This window comes from Falsiroseomonas oleicola, from assembly GCF_019029495.1.
Lineage (GTDB): Bacteria > Pseudomonadota > Alphaproteobacteria > Acetobacterales > Acetobacteraceae > Falsiroseomonas > Falsiroseomonas oleicola.
On sequence record NZ_JAERQM010000009.1, the window covers coordinates 124,225 to 146,211 of the forward strand.

Below are 21,987 nucleotides of genomic sequence, written 5' to 3' on the forward strand. Positions count from 1 at the left end.
TAGAGGCTTTCCGGCGCCATCCGTGCTAGGTCCCCGCCATGGAGACCAAAGCCCCCACCCCGCGTGCCGTCCTCGTCGGAATCCAGACGCCGGAGGTGGACGACATCGCCCACGCCGCCAGCCTCGAGGAGCTGGGCCGGCTGGTGAAGACCCTGGGCTATGAGGTGGTGGGCGAGGTCTCCCAGCGCCGCGAGGGCACCGGCGCCGGATCGCTGCTCGGCAGCGGCAAGCTGGCGGAACTGGCGGCGCTGACGGGTGGCACCGGCGAGATCGGGACCATGGCGCCGAAGTCGACGGCGAAGGCGCGCCAGCGTTTCGAGGGCGCCGCCGACGCGCCCGCCGCCAGAGAGCCGGACGAAGAAGCCTCCGCGCCAAAACCCGAATTCGTGATCGTCGACCACGAGCTGTCGCCCAGCCAGATCCGCAACCTGGAACGCGCCACCGGCGCGCAGGTGCTGGATCGCACCGGCGTCATCGTCGAGATCTTCCACCGCCACGCCAATACGCGGGAGGCGAAGCTTCAGGTGGAGATGGCGCGGCTGAAATACGTCGCGCCGCGCCTGCGGGAATCCTCGGGCGGCGGTGGCCGGCAGCAGGGGCCGGGCGCGGGCGAGACGACGCTCGACCTCGATCGTCGCAAGATCCGCGACCGTATCTCCGAACTGAAAGACCAGTTGGAGGCGGTGCAGCGCGATGCGGACAACCGCCGCTCCGCCCGGCGCGACCAGCTTCGCGTGGCACTTGTTGGCTATACGAACGCGGGCAAATCCTCCCTCATGCGGGCGCTGACCGGCAGCCAGGTGCTGGTGGAGGACAAGCTCTTCGCCACGCTGGACACCACCGTGCGCATCCTTCAGCCGGAGACGCGGCCGCGCGTGCTGGTCTCCGACACCGTGGGTTTCATCAAGCAGTTGCCGCATGATCTTGTGGCGTCGTTCCGTTCGACGCTGGCGGAGGCGCTGGAAGCCTCGCTGCTGCTGTTCGTGGTCGATGCCTCAGACCCGACCTATGAGGCGCAGTTGGAGGTCAGCCGCAGCGTGCTGCGGGAGATCGGCGCGGATGCGGTGCCCTCGCGCCTGGTGCTGAACAAGATGGACCGGGTGGATGACGCCGGCCGCGCGGCCCTGGCGGAGAAGCACCCCGATGCCATCATGCTGTCCGCCCATGCGCCCGGGGATGTCGCCGCGCTGCGCGAAACCCTCATCGCCTTCTTCGAGGCGCAGATGGAGGAGGATGTGCTGGTGCTGCCCTATGCCAAGCAGGGGCTGATCGGCGAGGTCTATGAAAGCGCCCGCGTACTGTCCGAGGACTATGACGAGAAAGGCCGCGTCTTGAAGATACGCGGCCTGCCCGGCGCCATTGCGAGGCTGCGACGCAGCCTCGCCTGAACGTTAGACTAGCGCTTGGTCACCCCCCAAAAGACCGGCACGGTGGTCGGCCGCAGCCCCTCGATATTGCTGCGATGCGCGGCCAGGGTGCGGAACTGCCCGGCATTGATGTAGGGCAGCACGCGATAGGCGCGGGCATGGACGCGGTGCAGGATCTCCTGCCGCTTCGCCGCGTCATTCTCCTCCCACCACGACCGGCGCAGCGCCTCCAGCTCCGCATCGCAGGGCCAGCCGGTGAGGCCGCCCTCGCAGGGGCTGGCGAGATACAGGTTGGTCAGCGGGTTCTGGCCGTCCAGCACATTGGCCACCGTGACGAACATGTTCCAGCCGCCCTGCTCGACAGGCTCGCGACGGTTGCGACGCTGCGTGACGGTGGCCCAGTCCATGCTCGGCACATCCATGGTCAGCCCGCCGCGCTGGAAGGCGGCGGCCATGGTCAGCGTCGCCGCGTTGTTGATCGGGCTGTCGGCGGCGTTCATGAAGACCACGCGCTGGTTCGCATAGCCGGCCTCCCGCAGCAGGGCGCGGGCGCGGTCCAGGTTCTCGGCGCGCAGGCCCTCGGCCCCGGCATCCGATTGCAGCGGCGTGTTGCAGAAGAAGTAGGCGGGGCAATAGGGCACCTGCTCGCTGGGCCGCACGCCCACGGCATTCAGCACGTCCTGCTGGTTGATCAGATGCAGCAGCGCCTGGCGCGCTTCCGGCTTGTCGAAGGGCGGCTGCGTGTGGTTCAGCCGCAGCCAGACCATGAAGCCCACCGGGTTCAGCGCGAAGGTGCGGATGTTGCGGTTGCGCTCCAGCACCGGGATCAGGTCGGGGGAGGGCTGTTCGATGAAGTCGATCTCACCCGCCTGCAAGGCCGCCGCCGCCGTGGCCGGGTCCGGCATCGCCACCCATTCCAACCGGTCGATATTCACCACCTTGCCGCCGGCCAGGCCGTCCGCCGGTTCCGAACGCGGGCGATAGGCGGGGTTGCGGAGGTAGACGGCGCGGTTGCCCACCTGCCACTCACGCGGCTGGAAGATGAAGGGGCCGCTGCCGATCGCTTCCGTGATCGCGGTGCTGGCCGGCGTCGCCGCGATTCGCTCCGGCATCACGAACAGCGCGCTGGCGGTCGGGCGGGCCAGGGCTTCGGTCACCAGCGCGAAGGGGCGGGACAGGCGGATGGTGAAGGTCTTGTCGTCCACCACCTCCATCGCCGCCGTGGAGGCCGCCAGCGCCCGGCCGACGATGTCGCGCTGCGACCAGCGGCGGATGGAGGCCACGGCATCGGCCGCGCGCACCGGCGCGCCATCATGGAAGGTCAGCCCCTCGCGCAGGGTGAAGCTGTGGCTCAGCCCATCGGCGCTCACCTCATGCGTCTGCACCATCTGCGGTCGCGCCACGCCCTGGCTGTCGAGCGCGAAAAGCTGGTCATAGACCATGAAGCCGTGGTTGCGGACGAAGGCGGCGGTGGAGTTCACCGGGTCCAGGCTCGCCAGGTCGTTGATGAGCACGACCCGCAACGTCGACTGGGCGGCGGCGAGGGAGGCGGACAGGCTGAGGGCCGCCGCTGCCATGAGGGCCAGCCGGGGAAGGCCGAGCCAGGGTCTGCGCATCATTGAGGGTCATCCTGCCTAGTGAAGGGGCGGATCATCTCCGGCAGCGGGCCGATGCGCAATCTTCTTGCGTCATCGCCGGGTTGACGGGTGGGGATCACCGCATGACAGTCAGGTCACCAAAAACGACGCGCGGAATGGGGTTGGTCGACTGCATGGGCCAGGATGTGATTTTTTCCGGCGGGCGCGTCTTTCGCGGCCTGGCGGGCGGCTTTGCCGAGGCGCTCGCGGTGCGGGACGGCCTTGTGCTGGCCGTGGGCAGCCTGGCGGAGGTGACGGCGGCCGCGCCCGAGGCCCGGCATGTGGCGCTGGAGGGGCGGGTGGCGATTCCCGCCTTCAACGAGGCGCATATGCACCTGCTGCCCTACGGCCTGGCGCTGGCCGGCGTGAACCTGCGGGCCGAGGAGGTGCGCAGCCTGGATGAGGTGCTGGCGCGAATCGGCAAGGCGGCGAAGGAAGCGCCGAAGGGCGCCTGGGTGCTCGGCCGCGGTTACGACCATGCGGAACTCGACATCGGCCGGCATCCGACGGCGGCGGAGCTGGACCGCGTCTCCCCGGACAATCCCGTCTTCATCGTGCGCACCTGCGGCCATATGGGCGTGGCGAACACGGCCGCGATGCGCGCCGCCGGCGTCGGCCACAACACGCCGGACCCCGAGGGCGGCGTGGTGGAACGCAAGGGTGGCGCGCTGACCGGCCTGTTCCAGGAACGCGCCATGCGGCTGATCCGCGATGTGGTGCCGGAGCCGGATGAGGCGACGCTGGTCGATGCCATCGAGCGTGCCGGCAAACACCTCGCCTCGCTCGGCTTCGCCTCGGCCACCGACATGAATGTCGGCATGACGGCCGGCATGGCGGAGGTCGCGGCCTTCCGCACCGCCGTCGCCACCGGGCGGTCGCTGATGCGGATGTGGAACGTGCTGGCCGGCAATCCGGAAGGCATCGCGCTGCAGGCCTGGGAGGCCGGGCTGCGGCCGGGGCAGGGCGACGACATGCTGCGCTGGGGTGCGGTGAAGGTGTTTGCCGATGGCTCCGCCGGCGGCCTGACGGCGGCCTTCTTCGACCCGTATCTGGAAAGCGCCGGCGGCGGCACGGGCGTCTTCACCTTCCCCGATGAGAAAATCCATGCGCTGCTGAAACTGTTCCATGAGCAGGGCTGGCAGCTCGACATCCACGCCATCGGCGATGCGGCGATCGAGCAGGTTCTGGTCGGCATGGAGATGGCCGATACGCCGGAACATCCCTTCAAGGGGCGGCGCCACCGCATCGAGCATTGCGGCTTCCTCAACGCCGATCAGCGCAAGCGCATGCTGGCACGGGGCATCCTGCCGGTGCCGCAGCCGGCCTTCATGTACGAGTTCGGCGACCTCTATATCCGCAACCTCGGCCGGGCGCGGAGCGAGGAAGCCTATCCGATGCGCACCTGGCTGGAGGAAGGGCACCATCCGGCGGCCTCCTCCGATTGCCCTGTCTCCTCGGTCGATCCCTATGCCAATCTCTTCACCATGCTGACCCGCAAGACCAATCGCGGCACGGTGCTCGGGCCGGACCAGACGCTGACGGCGGAACAGGCGGTGCACTGCCAGACCTGGTGCGGGGCCTATACGCAATTCGCCGAGGACCGCCGCGGCACGCTGGAGCCCGGCATGCAGGCCGACATCGCCGTGCTGTCCCGCGACATCTTCGACTGTGATCCGGAGTTGATCCTGCGCGACACGCGGGCCGACCTGACGCTGCGTGGTGGCGAGGTGATCTTCGACCGCCACGGGGCGCTCGCGCCATGCTGAGACACGCCGTCCAACGCCTGATGCTGGCGGTGCCGGTGATGTTCGGCGTGCTGCTGGTGGGCTTCCTGCTGATGCAGGTGGTGCCGACCGATCCCGCCATCGTCCGCGCCGGGCCGAATGCGAGTGCGGAGGTCATCGCCCAGATCCGCACCGATCTCGGGCTGGATGAGCCGCTCTACGTGCAGTTCGCGCTTTATGTCTGGCGGCTGGCACATGGTGACCTGGGCGTTTCCATCATCAACAACGTGCCGGTTTCGGGCGAGCTTGCCTCGACCATCGGGCCGACCCTGGAACTGATGGTGGCCAGCCTGATCTGGTCCATCCCGCTCGGCATCGCCATGGGCACCGTGGGTGCCTATTGGCGCGGCTCGCTGATCGACCGCGTGGTGATGGCCTTCAGCGTCGCCGGCGTCTCCGTCCCCGTCTTCTTCCTCGGCCTCGTGCTGATCTGGTTCGTCGGCTTCCAGTGGCAGTGGCTGCCCTTCACGGGGCGCGAGGGTCCGCTCTGGACCTGGCAGGGGCTGCGCGCGGTGATCCTGCCGGCGATCACGCTGGGCGGTGTCTTCGTCGGGCCGGTGGCGCGCATGACGCGGACGGCGGTGCTGGATGTGCTGGGCGCCGACCATGTGCGCACGGCGCGCGCCAAGGGGCTGTCGGAACGGCTGGTTGTCACGCGGCATGCGCTGCGCAATGCGATGGTGCCGGTGGTGACGCTGATCGGCCTGCAGATCGGCTTTTTGCTTGGCGGCGCGGTGGTGACGGAGACGGTGTTCTCCTGGCCCGGCGTCGGGCGGCTGGCGGTGGGCGCCATCCTGTCCTCCGATTTCCCGATGGCGCAGGGCACCATCATCGTGCTGTCGATGGGCTTCATCCTGGTGAATCTGACGGTGGATCTTCTCTATGGCGTGCTCGATCCGCGGGTGAGGGCAGGATGAGCACGACCGTGACGGAAGTCGTTCCGCCGGCACGCCCCGGCACGCTCAAGATCCTGCTGCGGGAACCGGCCGCGGCCGTTTCGCTCGCGGTGGTGGTGCTGGTGATCCTGGCGGCGCTGCTGGCGCCCTGGATCGCGCCCTACGATCCCTTCGACACAGACCTGATGGCGGTGATGCAGCCGCCGGGTGAGGGCGCCTATCTGCTGGGCACGGACGGGCAGGGGCGGGACATGTTGTCGCGCATGCTGCACGGGCTGCGGGTGACGCTGGCGATGGGCGCGCTCAGCCTCGGCATCGGCGGCGTCATCGGCGTGGCCATGGGTTTCGCCGCGGCCTATTACCGGCGGATCGACGGGCTGCTGATGCGCCTCGCCGACATCATGCTGTCCTTCCCGGCCATCCTGTTCGGGCTCGCCATCGCGGCGATCTTTGGCCCGGGCGTGACGGCGGTGGTGATCGCGCTGGCGGTGGCCACCATCCCGCTGATGGCACGCATCGCGCGGTCCACCGCGCTGGTCGTGCTCGGGCTGGATTACATCGAGGCGGCGCGCGCCCAGGGCATGGGCGATGCGCGGCTGATCTGGCGGCACCTGATGCCGAACTGCGCCAGCCCGATCCTGGTCTTCGCCACGCTGCGCTTCGGCCAGGTGATCCTGCTGGGCTCCGCGCTGTCCTTCCTCGGCCTCGGCGCACAGCCACCGATCGCGGAGCTGGGCGCCATGGCCGCGCAGGGGCGCACCTTCCTGTTCTTCGCGCCGCATATCTCGGTCATTCCAGCCATCGGCATCTTCGTCGTCGTGCTGGCCTTCAACGTGCTGGGGGATGCGCTGCGCGACGCGCTCGACCCGCGGCTCCGTATCTAGTCAAGCAGGGAGAAAGAATATGAGGTTCCTCAAGGGCGCAATGGTCGCCGCATTGGCGGCGGTGACCGCCGTGCCGGTGCTGCCGGCCGTGGCACAGACGCCGCGCAACACCGTGGTGTTCCTGCGCGAGATCGACGCCGACCGCTACGACCTGCACCGTTCCACCGCGCGCAGCGCCGGTGAGGTGGTGGGCATGATGACCGACACGCTGGTCACCATGGATTTCGACGGGCAGACGGTGCGCCCTGGTCTCGCCGAGCGTTGGACCGTCTCGCCGGACGGCAAGACCTACACCTTCCACCTGCGCCGCGGCGTGACCTTCTGCGACGGCAAGGAATTCACCGCGGAAGACGTGGTCTATTCCATCAACCGCTGGATCTCCCGTGAAACGCGCAGCCCGGTCGCCTGGCGTGCCGGCCCGGTGAAGGAAGTCCGCGCGGTCGATTCCCATACCGTCGAATACGAGCTGAACGAGCCCTTCTCCGAATTACTGTCGCAGCTCACGCTGTTCTTCGCCGGCATCATCGACAAGAACACGGTCGATCGCCTCGGCCAGAATTTCGGCAGCCAGGGCTTCAACGGCACCGGCCCCTATTGCTGGCAGTCCTGGACCCCGCGGAACGAGCTGGTGCTGACGCGCCACCCGAACTACCGCTGGGGCCCGCCGATGTACCAGAACCAGGGCCCGGCGCATGTCGAGCGCATCGTCTGGCGCGTGGTGCCGGAGCCGTCCGCGCGTCTCGCCGCGCTGCAGACCGGCGCGGGCGACGTCACGCAATACATCCCGACCGTGGCCATCACCAATCTGCGCCGCGTGCCGACCGTCTCCGTCCTGACGCAGCCGAACTACTTCTGGGACTTCTACCTGGGCTTCAAGGTGGACAAGCCCGTGATGAATGACCGTGCCGTGCGCCGCGCCATCCACCAGGCGGTGGACCGCGAGGCCCTGGTGCGCGCCGTGTGGTTCGGCCATGCGCAGCCGGCGCTGAACATCGTCAACCCGAATACGCTGGACTACGACGCGCAGTCGGACACGATGGTGCCGCGCTTCGACATGGCCGCGGCCCAGCGCACGCTGGAAGAAGCCGGCTGGACCATGGGCAGCGATGGCGTCCGCGTGAAGGACGGCCAGCGGGCCACCTTCCTGACCTACGGCATCAACACGCTGGAGAATCAGCGCCAGAGCGAGATCATCCAGCAGCAGCTTCGCCGTGTCGGCATCGAGATGCGCATCCAGTTGTTCGATGCGACCGTCGCCTGGGGCCGGATGGCGACGCAGGAATTCGATGCGCTGTTCCTGTCCTACCCGTATTTCTCGGCGGGTGACGCGCTCAGCCTGTATTGGCACAGCCGCGCGCGGCCGACGCCGAACCGGATGAACTGGAACAACCCGCAGACCGACGCCTGGCTGGACGAGGCGCGCAGCGCCACCGACCCCGCCGTGCGCCGCACCGCGCTGGCCAATATCCAGCGCCAACTGGCGGAGGAAGCGCCCTGGCTGACCACGGCGCGTGAGAACCTGTATGTCGGCGTCTCCAACCGCGTCACCGGCATCCGCGCCCATGGCCTGTATGGCATCGGCGTCTACAAGGCGCTCGACATGCGCACGACGCGCTAAGAAGAAGGGAAGAAACGGCATGACCACCACCGTCATCCGCAACGCCGATCTCGTCGTTGCATGGGACGCCTCGGCGAAGCAGCACATCTACCTGCCCGATGCCGATGTGGCCTTCACCGGCGGCACCCTCAGCTTCGTCGGCCGCGGCTATGACGGCCCGGCGGAGGAGGAGATCAGCGGGTCGGGGCTGATGGTCATGCCAGGGCTGGTGAACATCCACTCGCACCCGTCCAGCGAGCCGATGAACAAGGGGCTGATCGATGAGATCGGCTCCCCGGGCCTGTACAATTCCTCGCTCTATGAATTCATGCCGATCTTCCGGGCGGATTCGGAAGCCGTGCCCTCCTGCGTGCGTGTGGCGCTGTCCGAACTGCTGCTGTCCGGCGTGACGACGGTGGCGGACCTCTCCATGGCGCATCCGGGCTGGATGGACCTGCTGGCGGAATCGGGCATGCGCGTCTGCATCGCGCCGATGTTCAAATCCGCCAAGTGGTTCACCAAGAACGGCCATGTCGTCGAGTACGAATGGGACGAGGCGGCCGGCGAGAAGGCGATGGCGGAGGCGCTGTCGCTGATCGAACGTGCCGAGCAGCATGAAAGCGGCCGGTTGTTCGGCATGGTGGTGCCGGCGCAGATCGACACCTGCACCGACACACTGCTGAAGGACAGTTTCGCCGAGGCCGAGAAGCGCGGCCTGTCCTGGCAGATCCATGCGGCGCAATCCGTGGTCGAGTTCCACGAGATCACGCGGCGCACCGGCAAGACGCCGATCGGCTGGCTCGATTCCATGGGCCTGCTCAGCGACCGCAGCATCATCGGCCACGGCATTTTTCTCGACGACCACCCTTCGACGAAGTGGTGGACGGATAGCGACATGGGGCGCCTGGCGGAAACCGGCACCACGGTCGCGCATTGCCCGACCGTCTTCGCCCGCCGTGGCATCACGCTGAAGCATTTCGGGCGCTACAAGCGGGCCGGGGTGAATATGGGCCTCGGCACCGATACCTATCCGCACAACATGCTCGATGAGATGCGGCTGGTGGCCTATCTCGCCCGCACCCAGGCGAACGACCCGCGCAGCATGACGACGACGGAGCTGTTCGACGCGGCGACCATCGGCGGTGCCAAGGCACTGGGGCGCGAGGATATCGGCCGGCTGGCCGCCGGTGCCCGCGCGGACTTCGTGCTGGTGGACGTCACGCATCCGATGATGCGCCCGGGTCGCGACCCGGTGCGCAGCCTGGTCTATGCGGCCGGTGATCGCGCCGTGCGCGATGTCTATGTCGATGGCAACAAGGTTGTCGCCGACGGCAAGGTCACCACCATGGACTATCACGGCGCCGCCGCGCATCTGCATGAGGCGCAAAAGCGCATCGTGGAGAAGGCGCCGTCGCAGGACTGGGCGCATCGCCCGGTCGAAGTCTCCTCGCCTCCCACATTCCGGTGGTCATGAATCCTCTTCTTGAAATCCAGGGCCTGCGGACGGTGTTCCGCAGTGCCAATGGCGATATTCCCGCGGTCGATGGCGTGGATCTGACGGTGCCGCGCGGCAAGACGCTCGGCATCGTCGGTGAATCCGGCTGCGGCAAGTCCATGCTTTCGCTCTCCGTCATGCGGTTGGTGCCGCGGCCGGGGCGCATCGCCGCGGGGCGTGTGCTGCTGGACGGTCAGAACCTGCTCGACCTGTCCGAATCCGGCATGCGCGCCGTGCGCGGCGGCCAGGTGGCGATGATCTTCCAGGAACCGATGACCAGCTTGAACCCGGTGCATCCCATCGGCCTGCAGATCATGGAGGCGATGCGCGCCCACGACACGCGTGCCAGCAAGACGGAACTGCGCGACCGCGCCATCGCGGCGCTGGACCGCGTGCGCATCCCGGCCCCCGCGCGCCGCTTCGACGAATTCCCGCACCAGCTTTCGGGCGGCATGCGCCAGCGCGTGATGATCGCCATGGCGCTGGCCTGCAAGCCGAAGCTGCTGATCGCGGATGAGCCGACCACGGCGCTGGACGTCACGGTGCAGGCGCAGATCCTCGACCTGCTGAAGGACCTCCAGGCCGAAACCGGCATGTCCATCGTGCTCATCACCCACGACCTCGGCGTGATCGCCGAAATGGCCGATGAGGTGGCGGTGATGTATGCGGGCCGCATCGCGGAGCGAGGCACCGCGACGGAACTCTTCGCCAGCCCGCAGCACCCCTATACCCTCGGCCTGCTCGGCTCCGTGCCGCGCCTGGATGAGTCGCGGGATGAGTTGCTGGCCATCGAGGGCAGCGTTCCGCCGCCCTTCGCGCTCCCAAAAGGCTGCCGCTTCGAACCGCGCTGCCCCTTCGCCATCGCCGCCTGCCGCAACGCCCCCCCGCCGCTGGAGGAGGTGGCGCCGGGCCACTACGCCGCCTGCATCCGCGCGCCGGTCGAGAACAGCCTGGACATTGCCGCATGAGCGCGCTGCTGGAGGTGGAGAACCTCACCAAGCACTACCCGGTGAAGAAGGGCATCGTGCTGGCCCGGCAGGTCGGCACCGTGCGTGCCGTCGATGGCGTGTCCTTCCGCATCGAGCGTGGCGAGACGCTGGCCATCGTCGGTGAATCCGGCTGCGGCAAGTCCACCACCGCGCGGCTGGTGCTGCGGCTGATCGAGCCCACCGGCGGCACCGTGCGCTTCGATGGGCTGGAAGTTTCGGGCGCCGCGCTGCGCACCCTGCGCCGCCGCGTGCAGGTGGTGTTCCAGGATCCCTATGCCAGCCTGAACCCGCGCCTTCGCGTGGCCGACACCATTGCCGAACCTATGGAGGTGCATGGCATCGGCACCGCCGAATCGCGCGCGGCACGGGTGAAGGAGTTGCTCGGGCTGGTCGGCCTCGCGCCTTTCCATGCGCAGCGCTACCCGCATGAATTCTCCGGCGGCCAGCGCCAGCGCATCGGCATCGCCCGCGCGCTGGCGGTGCAGCCGGAACTCATCATCTGCGACGAGCCGGTCTCGGCGCTGGATGTCTCGATCCAGGCACAGGTGGTGAATCTGTTGAAGGATCTGCAACGTCGCTTCGGCCTGTCCTACCTGTTCATCGCCCATGACCTGGCCGTGGTGCACCACATGGCCGACCGCGTGGCGGTGATGTATCTCGGCCAGATCGTCGAGACAGCGCCGAAGCGTGCCATCTTCGATGCGCCGATGCACCCCTATACGCGGGCGCTGCTCTCGGCGATTCCGCATCCCGATCCGCGCCGGCGCGGCATGGTGAAGCCGATCGGCGGCGATGTGCCGAGCCCGATGAACCCGCCCAGCGGCTGCCGCTTCCACACGCGCTGCCCCTTCGCGCAGGACCGCTGCAAGGCGGAGATGCCGGAACTGCGCGACCTCGCGCCGGGCCATCGCGTCGCCTGCCACTTCGCGGAGACGCTGCCGGCCCATATCAGCGTGGCGGAGAACGGCATGTCGCCGGTCGCGTCCCAGCGCCTCGCGCTCTACGCGGCGGCGAAGGCGCGGAAGGCGCTCCAGGCGGGCTGACGCGCGGCGCGATCATGGCCTACCCTCCGCGCCACAGGGCGAGGGGGGAATGCGCAATGATCATGTCACTGGTGGCACCGCGGCTGATGGTGATGGGCGGCGGCGCCGTGGCGAAGCTGGGGGAGGTGCTGGGCCAGCTCGGCCTGTCCCGCCCCCTGGTGGTCACCGACCCCTTCATGCTGTCTTCCGGCCTGCTGGATCGGGCGCTTTCGCCGTTGCGTGCGGCAGGCATGACACCTGCCGTGTTTTCGGACACGGTTCCCGATCCGACCGATACGGTCATTGCCTTCGGCGTCGCCGTCTTTGCCGCGGGTGATTATGACTGTCTGATCGGCTTTGGCGGTGGCAGCCCGATGGACACGGCCAAGGCCATGGCCATCCTCGCCGCCGCGCCGGCGGGCGCGAAGATGCGCGACTTCAAGGTGCCGGCGGCCGCCAACCGCGGTGCCGTGCCGATCATCTGCGTGCCGACCACCGCCGGCACCGGCAGCGAGGCCACGCGCTTCACCGTCATCACGGATACCGAGACGGATGAGAAGATGCTCATCGCCGGCCTCGGCGCCCTGCCGCTGGCCGCCGTGGTGGATCATGAGCTGACCTTCGGCCTGCCCGCCCGCATCACCGCCGATACCGGCATCGACAGCCTGACCCATGCGCTGGAGGCCTTCGTCTCCGCCAAGGCGAACCCCGTCTCCGACGACTATGCCCGCAGCGCCATGCGGCTGATCGCGCCCAACCTCCGCCGCGTCTGGGCCGACCCCAAGGATGCCGCGGCGCGAGAGGCGATGATGCGCGGCGCGACTTTGGCCGGCCTCGCCTTCAGCAATGCCAGCGTCGCCCTGGTGCATGGCATGTCGCGCCCCATCGGCGCGCATTTCCACGTGCCGCACGGCCTGTCCAACGCCATGCTGCTGCCCGCCGTCACCGCCTTCGGGCTGGAGGCTGCGCGCCCCCGCTATGCCGAGGCCGCGCGCGTCATGGGCGTGGCCAGCGAGGCGGAGGGCGACCAGGCCGCGGCGCAGCGGCTGGTCGAGGAGCTGCGCGCGCTGAACCGGGACCTCGACGTGCCGAGCCCGGCCAAATGGGGCATCGACGCCGCGAAATGGGAAGGGCTGCTGCCGCTGATGGCGAAGCAGGCCCTCGCTTCCGGCAGCCCCGGCAACAACCCGCGCGTGCCGGATGAAAGCGAGATTGTCGCCCTCTACCAGGCCAGCTACCGGGCCAGCTAGGGGGCCTGATCGCCCGGCATCGCCGCCGCCCGCCAGGCCCGGATCCAGTCCGGCAGGGCAGAGGGCGGCAGGGGGCGGCCAACGCCGAAACCCTGGGCGAGGTCGCAGCCGGCCGCCGCGGTGGCACGCCAGACATGGCTGTCCGTCACACCCTCCGCGATCACCAGCATGCCACGACGGCGCGCATGGCGGACGATGCGTTCCACCTCGCCACGGGCGCGGCGGTCATCCGGCATGGCGATCACCAGGCTGCGGTCCAGCTTCACCCCGGCGAAGGGCAGTTCCAGCAGCCCGCTGCGCCCGTCATCCAGGCTGAGATCATCCAGCAGCACGCCGAAGCCGGCATGCGCCAGCCGGATCAGGGCACGGCGGAGCACCGACCGGTCGCGCACCTGGGCGCTTTCCGTCAGCTCCAGCAGCAGGTCGTTGGGCGCCAGGCCGGATTCCGCCACCAGCCGTCCGAGCCAGACAGGCAGGTCCGGCTTCACCAGCTCCGCCAGGGGCAGGTTGAAGGACAGGCGAATGCGATGGCGGCCGCGATGGGCCGCCAATGCGGTGATGGCGCGCTGCGCCACGGCGAAGGTCAGGCGCGCGCCGAGGCCGGCACGCTCGGCCAGCGGCACGAAGTCCCCCGCCCCCAGCGCCACGCCCGGCCGTTCCCAGCGCGCCAGCGCCTCCACCATCACCGGCCGGCGATCGGCCAGGCGCACCATCGGCTGGAAGCGCACCGTGATTTCGCCTCGGGCCAGGCTGGCGGCGAGTGCCGGCGCATCGCAGGCCGCCAGCGCGTCCCGCGAGCGCCCGGCCTCCAGCATGGCCGCGAGCGGGATGCCTTCGGCCGGGGACTGGCGCATGCCGGCCGGCAGCCGCTGACCGGGCAAGGTCACCACCACCAGGTCGGTTCCGTTGAAGGGGTCCTGCGCCGCGCTCAGCAGCGCCAGGCTGCCAGCACCATTCTCCACCACCAGGTGCCGCGGCGCATGGCCCGGGCCCAGCATATGGGAGAGCGCCTCGGCCGCGGTTGCCATCAGCATCGGCGGTGGCCCGGCCATGCGGCGCACAGCGTCCCGGGTCGCGGCGATGACCTGCGGATCGGTGGCCACCAGCAGCACGGTGCCTGGCTCCGACAGGGCGCGACCATGGCGCCTCAACATCCTACGCACATCCTCCGGACAAAGCGGGGAACCGATGGCACCCGGGCGATAACGAAATCACATAATCGTGATAATCTTGGCGACAGCAACAGGGTCTGTCTGAAATCCATAACATGGCCCGTGGGATGGTGCGATTTCATCAGGTTTCAACATGGCGGGAAGGCCGGCGCCCAGCATGACCTCGCGCCAAGATGTCCAGCACGCACAGCCGCGTGTCTGCCCGGCGTCAGGCGCGGCGCGGCAGCCAGGGCTCCTCGGCCCAGCGGCGCCGCAGGTCCGAATCGCTGCGGGCCAGCAGGCGGGTCCAGGATTCGGGCCCACGGAAGCGGGGTTCCTGGCCACGGATGCCGCAGTGCTCGGCGAAATCGGCGTCGACCGCGACAGCTTCCAGCCCCCGCAGCAGTGCGGCTCGAAAGCCTTCCGGCGCGCCAGGATTCAGCGCAAAGCCGCGATGGGCGGCGGCGACCAGGTCCACCCCCTGCTCGCGCAGCGTGGGCAGTTCCGGCAGCAAGGGGCTGCGCCTTGCGGCGGCGATTCCGATGCCGTGCAGCTTGCCCTCCCGCAACCCGGCGATGGCCTCGGGCAGCGCCAGCATGGCGGCGGCGACATGGCCCGAGATCGCTGCCTGCCGCGCGGCGGCGGCGGAGGGAAAGGCGAAGCGCTGCAGGTCGAGCCGGCCATCCAGTCGCAGCGCGGCGACATGCGCGGCGGTGCCAGGCGCCGGCGTGCCCAGCGTGCCGCGGTCCCCGAGGTCGCGCAACTCCGCGAGGTCCCGCGGGCCCGAATGGGCAGCGACCAGCACCATGCTCTCCTCCACCAGTGCCGCGAGCGGTGCGATGCGGTCGCCGGGAAAGGACTCCCCCTGTTCGATCGCCCGGGTGAGGAGAAGGGGGGAGGTGACCACGCCGAAGACCCGCTGGTCCGGCGCGGTCTCGGCCAGGGCGGTGACCAGATCCAGGCCCTGGCGACCGGGCCGGTTGCGCACCACCAGGGTCAGGCGCGGCAGGGCGCGTTCGAGAAAGGGGGCGAAGCCGCGCGCCCACAGATCGACGGCCGAGCCCGGGGGGGCACCGACCAGCAACTCGGCCGGATTGCCACGCGCGGCGCGCGCGAGGCCCGGCATGGCCAGGGCGCCCGCAAGGCCCATCACGGCACGCCGGCGCAGGGTGGCGGTGGTCACGTCGCCTGGGCCTGGGCCGGCGGCGGCGCGACTTCCTTCGGTCGCAGCGACTTGGCCCCGGTGTAGAGCACCAGCGGCGCGGTGATGAAGATGGAGGAGGAGGTGGACAGCACGATGCCGAACAGCATGGTCCAGGCGAAGCCCGCCAGCGCATCGCCGCCGAACAGAGCCAGCGGCAGGGCCGAGAGGAACAGGGTGGCGGAGGTGCCGATGGAGCGGTTGAGTGTCTCGTTGATCGACAGGTCGACCACGTCGCGCAGCGGCATCTGCTTGAACTTGCGCAGATTCTCCCGCATCCGATCGAACACCACGACCTTGTCGTTCACCGAGAAGCCGACAATGGTCAGGATCGCCGCGATGGTCTGGAGGTTGAACTCGATCTGCGTCACCGCGAGGAAGCCGATGGTCTTCGTGGTGTCCAGGATCAGCGTGATGATGGCGGCGATGCCGAACTGCCATTCGAAGCGGAACCAGATGTAGACCAGCATCGCCAGCAGGCTGATGGCCAGCGCGATCATGCCGCCGCGGAACAGCTCGGAGGACACGCGCTCCCCCACCGCCTCCACCCGCAGCACCCGGGTGCCGGGGCTGGCTTCCTCCAGCGCCGCGCGCATGGCGGCGACGGCCCGTTGGGTGCCGGCCTCGTCGCCCTGCACCGGCAGGCGGATCAGCACCGCATCGGGCGCGCCGAATTGCTGCAGGCCGACATCGCCGAGATTGAGGGCGGAGGCGGCGCTGCGCAGCCGGGCGAGGTCAGCCTCGCCCTGGGTGCGGACCTCCATGACGATGCCGCCCTGGAAGTCGATGCCGCGGGCCATGCCGGGATAGATCGCCAGCACGACGGAGGCGATGGACAGGAAGGCGGAGAGCATCAGCCCGGCGACGGCCCCCTTCATGAAGGGGATGCGCGTGTCGTCCGGGACGATGCGGAACAGGGGGCGGGATAGGGCGCGAAACATGGGTGTGTCCTTGGTCCGCCGGATCAAACGGGCAGCGTCTGCGGGCGGCGGCGGCGATACCAGGTCGCCACCATCAGCCGCACCACCACGGTCGCCGTCCACATCTGCACCACGGTGCCGACCGCGACCGTGACGGCGAAGCCCTTCACCGGGCCGCTGCCGAAGCCGTAGAGGCAGGCCATGGCGATCAGATTGGTCAGGTTGCTGTCCATGATGGTGCCGGAGGCCTTGGTGAAGCCAAGCTCCAGCGCCGAGATGGGCGTTCGCCCGTTCCGCACTTCCTCCCTTATTCGCTCATTGATGAGGATATTGGCGTCCAGCGCCGTGCCCAGGGTCAGCACGATGCCGGCGATGCCGGGCAGGGTCAGCGTCGCGCCCATCACCGACAGCACGCCGATCATGATGACGAGGTTGGCCAGCAGCGCGATATTGGCCAGCCAGCCGAAGAAGCCATAGGCCAGGCCCATGTAAAGAAACACGAAGCTGGCGCCGACGGCGAGGGAGATGATGCCGGCGCGGATCGCATCCGCCCCCAGCTCCGGCCCCACCGTCCGTTCCTCCACCACCGTCAGCGGGGCGGGCAGGGCGCCGGCGCGCAGCAGCACCGCCAGGTCATTGGCGCCCCTCACGTCGAAGCTGCCGGAGATCTGGCCGCGGCCGCCGGTGATCGGCTCCCGGATATTCGGCGCTGTGATGACGCGTTCATCCAGCACGATGGCGAAGGGCCGGCCGACATTCTGGCGGGTGACATCGGCGAAGCGGCGGGTGCCGATGGAATCGAAGGTGAAGTTCACCACCCACTGGCCGTTCTGGTCCTGGCCGGCGCGGGCATCGGTGAGGTTCGCGCCGTCCACTTCCACGCGGCGGCGCACCGCATAGCGTTCCTGGAAGCGGTCGCCGGCCAGGAACATGGTCCCCGGCGGCGGCGTCGGCGCCTGGAGATTCGCCGCCTCGTCCAGCAGATGAAAGGTCATGCGGGCGGTCTGGCCCAGCAGGGTCTTGATCCGCGCCGGGTCCTCGACGCCGGGCAGTTGCACCAGGATGCGGTTGGCGCCCTGGCGGGCGATCAGCGCCTCTGCCACGCCGGTCTCGTCGATGCGGCGGCGGACGATCTCCAGCGACTGTTCCACCGCATTGCCGGCCTTGGCGCGCAGCGCGACCTCGGTCAGCGTGGCGGAAACCAGCCCGTCGGCGGCCGTGGTGACCTCGATATCCGGCTGCTGCGACCCGGCGCCGGCCGGCACCACGATGGCGGCCTCCCGCAGGATGCGGGCCATGTCCGCGGCGCGGGCGGGGTCGGAAACCCGCAGGCTGATGCGGCGCTCGGCCGGATTGGCGGCGAGGCCGGTATAGAGAATGCGCGGATTCGCGCTGCTGGCGCCGCGCCGGGCGACATCGACCAGCGCTTCCAGCCTCTCCCGCACCATGGTGGAGGTATCGACCTCCAGCAGCAGGTAGCTGCCGCCGCGCAGGTCGAGGCCGAGATTGATCTGGCGCGCCCAGTCCGGCAGCACGCTGCGCGGCAGCACGTTCGGCAGGGAGACCAGGATGCCGAGGAGGCAGACGCCGATGATGGCGAGCACCTTCCAGCGGGCGAAATACATCATGGAAGCAGCCAGACCCCAATGGTGAAGGAGCGGCCCTATTACCCCATGTGGGGGGCGATGCCACCGGGGCGGAAGATGCGGCGCGACCCCCCCTGATGCAAGCCCGCGCGTGACGCAGTATCACCCCGTGGCTTGAAGAAAGGGTTTTTCACGATGTCGCTGCGCGTGGCGGTCCTCGGGGCCGGGCATTTCGGGCGCTTCCATGCGCTGAAGGCGGCGCGGGCGGAGGGGCCGCTGCGGCTGGTGGCACTGCATGATGCCGACCCGGCGCGCGCCGCCACCGTCGCCGCCGAATGCGGCGTGCCTGCCCTGCCGGCGGCGGAGGCCATCGCGGCGGCGGAGGCGGTGATCGTCGTCGCGCCGACCCGCTTCCACGCCGCCCTCGGCCGGCAGGTGCTGGAGGAGGGGCGGCACCTGTTCATGGAAAAGCCGATCGCCGCCACCCTGGCCGAGGCGCGGGCGCTGGCCGCGCTGGCGGCCGAAGCGGGCCGCGTGCTTCAGGTCGGCCATATCGAGCGCTTTTCCGCCGCCTTCCGCGCCGTGGTCGCGGCGCAGGAAGGCGGGCGGGCGGTGCATTGGGAGGCGGTGCGCGCCGCGCCCTTCCGCCCGCGTTCGCTGGATGTCTCGGTGGTGCTGGACCTGATGATCCATGACATCGATCTGGTGCTGAAACTGGCCGGGGAGGCGCCCCGCAGCGTCGAGGCGGTGGGCGCGCGGGTGATGTCCGACCATGCCGATTTCGCCGTGGCCCGGCTGGGTTTTTCGGGCGGCCGCGCGGCGACCATCACCGCCTCGCGCGTCTCGCTGGCGATGGAGCGGCGGCTGCGGGTGCTGGGGCGGGAGGGGGAGATGAGCGTCGATTTCCTCAATCGCGGCCTGGCCATGCTGCGCCGGGGCGGGGCGGAGCCGGTGGCGAACATGCCCGACCACGGCATCGACCGCGCCGGCTGGACCGATCATGACAGCCTGGAAGCCGAGCAGGCCGGCTTTGCGGCGGCCTGCGCCGGGACGGCCCCGGTGGAGGTCGGCGCGGCGGAGGGGATCGCGGCGCTGGAAGTCGCGCTGGCCGTGGAGGCCGCCATCGGGTGATCCGGGCTACAGCGCCCGATGCAGCCGCAGGCCGGAGGCGGTGAAGCCCAGCCCCTCATAGAAGGCATGCGCCCGCAGCCTCTGCTTGCCGGAGGTCAGTTCCAGCGTGTGGCATCCTGCCTGCCGCGCCCAGGCGGCGCCGGCTTCCAGCAGCAGGCGTCCCACCCCGCCGCTGCGCGCGGCCTCATCCACCACCAGGGTCATGATCCGCGCGACGGGGCCGATATGCAGGATACTGGCCCGGTGCAGGGCGATGACTCCCAGCAGCCGCGCCTCCTGCTCCGCCACCAGCACCAGATCCTCGGGCGCCAAAGCGGCGAGTCGTGCCCGTAGATCGGATTCTGTCACCGGATAGCCGAGCTGGTCCAGCAAGCCGCGCATCTGCGGCACATCGCCGGATACCGGCGGGCGCAGGGCGATCATGGCGCCATCCGACGCAGAACGACCTCGGCCGCCGCGACGCTCGGCAGCCCCTCCGGCGGGCGCAGCTTCGTCAGCATCTCGGCGAAGCCGGCGCGCTGGGCGGCGGCCTGGACAGGGTCGGTCAGCAGGCCGGCCAGCCCCTCCGCCAGCGCCTCCGCCGTCGCCGCCTGCTGCAGATATTCCGGCACCACCTGCCGCTCCGCCAGCAGGTTCACCAAACTGGCGAAGGGCACGCGGACCAGGCGGCGGACGATGGCCGCCGTGATCGGATGGACCTTGTAGGCCACCAGATGCGGCACGCCCGCCACCGCCATTTCCAGGCTGGAGGTGCCGGACTTGATGAGCCCGGCGGAGGCGGCCGCGAAGGCGTCGTGCTTGCCGGCGAGATCCGTCACCAGGATCGGCCGCACCGGCCAGTCCCTTGTGCCCGCCGCCACCGCCTCCGCCACCACCGCCGAGACCGGCAGGACAGCAACAAGACCCGGCACGCGATCCGCCACCAGCCGCAGCGCGGCGCCGAAGACGGGCAGCAGGCGCTTCACCTCGCTGCGCCGGCTTCCGGGCATCACCACCAGCAGGGGCGCCTCCGCCGCCAGCCCATGGGCCGCGCGGAAGCGGTCGGCATCGCCGGCATCGACGCCGGATTCCAGCACCGGATGGCCAACGAAGCTGGTGGGGATGCCGGCGGCCTCGAAAATGACCGGCTCGAAGGGCAGCAGGCACAGGATGTGGTCCACCGCCGCCTTGATCTTCGCCACGCGCCCGGGCCGCCAGGCCCAGATCTGCGGCGCGACGTAATGCACCACGGGAATGCCGAGCGGGCGGATGCGCTGGGCGAGCCGCAGGGTGAAGCTGGGGGCGTCGATGGTGACGACCACGGCGGGGCGTCGCGCGGCGATCTCGGCCACCGTTTCATCCAGCCGGCGGGCGAGGCGGCGGATATTGGGCAGAACCTCGATCAGCCCCATCAGCGCCAGTTCGCGCATCGGGAACAGGCTTTGCAGGCCCTGTTCCGCCAGCCGGTCGCCGCCGATGCCGGCGAAGGCCAACCCCGGCGCGCGGTCCCGCAGCGCCGCCACCAAACGGGCGCCCAGAACGTCGCCGGAGGCCTCGCCGGCCACCAGATAGACCAGGCTCATGCGAAGCGCGCCGGACGCGGGGCGGGGACGGGGCGGCGGGGCCAGTCGCGATGGTTGCGCACGGCGCCATGCGCCCGCACCTCCGCCACCAGGGCGGGATCGAGGGTGTGGAACAGCCAGCCCGGCGCATCCATGCCGGCCGCGGCCACCACGCCATCCTCCGGGAAGCCGTGATCGGGCGGGCCGAAGATCGCCGCCTGCCCGTGGTTCTCGTCCAGCGCCACGGACCAGGGGGCGAGGCCCAGCGTCGGCGTCACCGCGACAAAACACTGGTTCTCCAGGGCCCGCGCCGCCGCGCCGATGCGCACCCGGGCAAATCCGCGCAGACTGTCGGTGCAGGAGGGGGCGAGGATCAGCCAGGCGCCGGCCTCCACCTGGGCGCGGGCATGCTTGGGGAATTCCACGTCGTAGCAGATGGAAATCCCGATCCGGCCCCAGGGCGTGTCGAAGACCGCGGGTCCGGCACCGGAGGCGACGCCCCAGCGTTCCGTCTCGAAGCGCGTCATCGCCTGCTTGTCCTGGAAGGCGAGGCGGCCATCCGGGGCGATCAGCGGGGCGCGGTTGATGATGCGCCCATCCGCGGCCCGCATCGGCAGGGTGCCCGGCAGCAGCCAGACCTGGGCGCGCATGGCCGCGGCGCGCATGGCGGCCAGGATGGCGTCCGCGTGGGCCACCATGGCGGCGAGTTCGGTGGCTTCATCCGGCGCAGCACCGCCAGCCAGCGCCGCACCCAGCTCGACGCAGGCATATTCCGGCAGGACGCAAAGATCGGCGCGGCCGTAGGCCTCGGCCAGGAAGCCATCCAGCCGCGCCTCGAACTCTGGCACTGAGGAAGGGCGGCCGACCGGCCAGGCGAGCAGGCCAAGGCGCAAGGGGAGGGGCGGAGGGGCGCTCAAAGCGTCTTGGTCCAGAAGACCAGTTCATGCGGGGACTCCGCGTCCTGGCCGATTTCCTTCCAGTCGAAATGGACCTTCAACTCCGGCCGCCGGACATAGCCGCGCTTGCCCCAGAAGGCATCCAGCGGCACCTGGCCGGGCGGCCGGCGCGGGTCGTCCTCGGCGCGGGTCACGGCGCAGAAGGCGGCCTGCGGCAGGCCCAGGCGGCGGGCATGGGCCTCGCGCTCGATGAAGAAGCGCACCCCGGCGCCCTGTCCGCGATAGGCCGGCAGCAGCACCGACTCGCCGAAATAGCAGAAGCGCGCCGGATCCAGCCCGGCCGCCCGAAAAGCCTCCGGCACCTGGGCATGCGCCTCCACCATTGGCTGGCAAGTGGCGGCGCCGACCACCCGGTCGCCGTCGCGACAGACCACGATGGCGGCGCCCGGCCCATCGGCATAGGCGCGCATATAGCCCCGCTCATAGGTCTCATCGCCCTCATAGAGGTAGGGCCATTCCCGGAAGACCGCGATGCGCAGCCGGGCGAGGTCCGCCAGCAGGGGATGCAGGGCCGGGCCGGCCAAAGTCTCGAAGGTGAGATGGATTTCCGCCATGCCCCGATGCATAGGGGCGGCGTGGC

At 69.8% G+C, this 21,987-nt stretch carries 19 protein-coding genes; 10 read left to right on the forward strand and 9 right to left on the reverse strand.

Annotated features, from left to right (window positions below; genetic code table 11):
* Window positions 1-38: 38 nt before the first annotated feature.
* On the forward strand, window positions 39-1,388 hold the full coding sequence (gene hflX, locus JJQ90_RS23905; RefSeq protein ID WP_216878797.1) for a GTPase HflX: 1,350 nt from the start codon (window positions 39-41) through the stop codon (window positions 1,386-1,388).
* An 8-nt stretch (window positions 1,389-1,396) separates the two neighbouring features.
* On the opposite strand, the gene JJQ90_RS23910 is transcribed toward hflX, so the two are convergent.
* Window positions 1,397-2,986 (reverse strand): ABC transporter substrate-binding protein, encoded by a 1,590-nt coding sequence (locus JJQ90_RS23910; protein ID WP_230410939.1) that lies wholly within the window; start codon window positions 2,984-2,986, stop codon window positions 1,397-1,399.
* Window positions 2,987-3,138: 152 nt separating this feature from the next.
* On the opposite strand from JJQ90_RS23910, the gene JJQ90_RS23915 reads away from it, so the two are divergent.
* Genes JJQ90_RS23915 through JJQ90_RS23950 form a run of 8 tightly spaced genes read left to right on the forward strand, consistent with a single transcriptional unit; the run spans window position 3,139 to window position 12,921 of the window.
* Window positions 3,139-4,770 (forward strand): amidohydrolase, encoded by a 1,632-nt coding sequence (locus JJQ90_RS23915; RefSeq protein ID WP_216878798.1) that lies wholly within the window; start codon window positions 3,139-3,141, stop codon window positions 4,768-4,770.
* Complete coding sequence (locus JJQ90_RS23920; protein ID WP_216878799.1) at window positions 4,764-5,705, forward strand: ABC transporter permease; 942 nt, start codon at window positions 4,764-4,766, stop codon at window positions 5,703-5,705. The genes JJQ90_RS23915 and JJQ90_RS23920 overlap by 7 nt, the downstream gene beginning before the upstream one ends.
* Window positions 5,702-6,568, forward strand: coding sequence for an ABC transporter permease (locus tag JJQ90_RS23925; RefSeq protein WP_216878800.1), 867 nt, complete (start codon window positions 5,702-5,704; stop codon window positions 6,566-6,568). The genes JJQ90_RS23920 and JJQ90_RS23925 overlap by 4 nt, the downstream gene beginning before the upstream one ends.
* Before the next feature lie 19 nt (window positions 6,569-6,587).
* Entirely contained in the window at window positions 6,588-8,186 is a 1,599-nt protein-coding gene (locus tag JJQ90_RS23930) for an ABC transporter substrate-binding protein (RefSeq protein WP_216878801.1), read from the forward strand.
* Window positions 8,187-8,205: 19 nt separating this feature from the next.
* On the forward strand, window positions 8,206-9,639 hold the full coding sequence (locus tag JJQ90_RS23935; protein ID WP_216878802.1) for an amidohydrolase family protein: 1,434 nt from the start codon (window positions 8,206-8,208) through the stop codon (window positions 9,637-9,639).
* Window positions 9,636-10,628 (forward strand): ABC transporter ATP-binding protein, encoded by a 993-nt coding sequence (locus tag JJQ90_RS23940; RefSeq protein ID WP_216878803.1) that lies wholly within the window; start codon window positions 9,636-9,638, stop codon window positions 10,626-10,628. Before JJQ90_RS23935 ends, JJQ90_RS23940 begins: the two co-directional genes overlap by 4 nt.
* A complete protein-coding gene (locus JJQ90_RS23945; protein WP_216878804.1) occupies window positions 10,625-11,692 on the forward strand; it encodes an ABC transporter ATP-binding protein in 1,068 nt (355 codons plus the stop codon). Before JJQ90_RS23940 ends, JJQ90_RS23945 begins: the two co-directional genes overlap by 4 nt.
* A 56-nt stretch (window positions 11,693-11,748) precedes the next feature.
* Window positions 11,749-12,921, forward strand: coding sequence for an iron-containing alcohol dehydrogenase (locus tag JJQ90_RS23950; protein WP_216878805.1), 1,173 nt, complete (start codon window positions 11,749-11,751; stop codon window positions 12,919-12,921).
* Here the strand turns inward: JJQ90_RS23950 and JJQ90_RS23955 are convergent.
* The 4 genes from JJQ90_RS23955 to secD all read right to left on the reverse strand — a co-directional run bounded on the left by JJQ90_RS23955 (window position 12,918) and on the right by secD (window position 17,821).
* Window positions 12,918-14,075 carry an EAL domain-containing protein gene (locus JJQ90_RS23955; protein ID WP_216878806.1) on the reverse strand — a complete coding sequence of 386 codons (1,158 nt, stop codon included), beginning with the start codon at window positions 14,073-14,075 and terminating at the stop codon, window positions 12,918-12,920. The genes JJQ90_RS23950 and JJQ90_RS23955 overlap by 4 nt on opposite strands.
* 226 nt (window positions 14,076-14,301) lie before the next feature.
* Window positions 14,302-15,255, reverse strand: coding sequence for a Bug family tripartite tricarboxylate transporter substrate binding protein (locus tag JJQ90_RS23960; RefSeq protein WP_216878807.1), 954 nt, complete (start codon window positions 15,253-15,255; stop codon window positions 14,302-14,304).
* Window positions 15,252-16,214: a protein translocase subunit SecF gene (secF, locus tag JJQ90_RS23965; RefSeq protein WP_216878808.1), complete on the reverse strand. Its 963-nt coding sequence runs from the start codon at window positions 16,212-16,214 to the stop codon at window positions 15,252-15,254. The genes JJQ90_RS23960 and secF overlap by 4 nt, the downstream gene beginning before the upstream one ends.
* A gap of 23 nt (window positions 16,215-16,237) precedes the next feature.
* Window positions 16,238-17,821, reverse strand: a complete 1,584-nt coding sequence (secD, locus tag JJQ90_RS23970; protein ID WP_216878809.1) for a protein translocase subunit SecD — start codon at window positions 17,819-17,821, stop codon at window positions 16,238-16,240.
* Between the two features lie 153 nt (window positions 17,822-17,974).
* Between secD and JJQ90_RS23975 the strand changes: the two genes are divergently transcribed.
* Window positions 17,975-18,910 carry a Gfo/Idh/MocA family protein gene (locus tag JJQ90_RS23975; protein ID WP_216878810.1) on the forward strand — a complete coding sequence of 312 codons (936 nt, stop codon included), beginning with the start codon at window positions 17,975-17,977 and terminating at the stop codon, window positions 18,908-18,910.
* Between the two features lie 6 nt (window positions 18,911-18,916).
* On the opposite strand, the gene JJQ90_RS23980 is transcribed toward JJQ90_RS23975, so the two are convergent.
* The 4 genes from JJQ90_RS23980 to JJQ90_RS23995 all read right to left on the reverse strand — a co-directional run bounded on the left by JJQ90_RS23980 (window position 18,917) and on the right by JJQ90_RS23995 (window position 21,961).
* Window positions 18,917-19,333 (reverse strand): GNAT family N-acetyltransferase, encoded by a 417-nt coding sequence (locus JJQ90_RS23980; protein ID WP_216878811.1) that lies wholly within the window; start codon window positions 19,331-19,333, stop codon window positions 18,917-18,919.
* Window positions 19,330-20,472 (reverse strand): lipid-A-disaccharide synthase, encoded by a 1,143-nt coding sequence (lpxB, locus tag JJQ90_RS23985; RefSeq protein ID WP_216878812.1) that lies wholly within the window; start codon window positions 20,470-20,472, stop codon window positions 19,330-19,332. The genes JJQ90_RS23980 and lpxB overlap by 4 nt, the downstream gene beginning before the upstream one ends.
* Window positions 20,469-21,299, reverse strand: coding sequence for a carbon-nitrogen hydrolase family protein (locus JJQ90_RS23990; RefSeq protein ID WP_329959510.1), 831 nt, complete (start codon window positions 21,297-21,299; stop codon window positions 20,469-20,471). Before JJQ90_RS23990 ends, lpxB begins: the two co-directional genes overlap by 4 nt.
* 65 nt (window positions 21,300-21,364) lie before the next feature.
* Complete coding sequence (locus tag JJQ90_RS23995) at window positions 21,365-21,961, reverse strand: GNAT family N-acetyltransferase (protein WP_216878813.1); 597 nt, start codon at window positions 21,959-21,961, stop codon at window positions 21,365-21,367.
* Window positions 21,962-21,987: the final 26 nt, after the last annotated feature.